The organism is Frigoribacterium sp. AC759 (assembly GCF_979256015.1).
In genome coordinates, this window is sequence record NZ_CEEDMT010000140.1 from 1 (window position 1) to 249 (window position 249).

Below are 249 nucleotides of genomic sequence, written 5' to 3' on the forward strand. Positions count from 1 at the left end.
TCGCCCGTCGATCACGTTGCGGCCGATCAGCTCCCGGTCGAGCCGGTCGGCGATCTCGCCGTGTCCGGCCGCCCGCAGCTTCTCGACGGCGTCGCCGAGGGCCAGGACGGCCTTGCCGGTCAGCCGGTGGAATCCGTAGAGGAACCCACGGGCCTGCTCGCCGACCTCGAGGGCCGCCGAGAGCTCGCCGAGGGCATCGCCGGTCGCGTCGTCGAGGCCCTCCGGGCGGCGGTGCCGACTGTCGGGGCC

1 pseudogene is annotated in these 249 nt (G+C 75.1%); it reads right to left on the reverse strand.

The annotated features are described in order from the left end of the window. A pseudogene (locus tag ACZ6JE_RS15410) lies at positions 1 to 249 on the reverse strand (hypothetical protein); the annotation flags it as partial.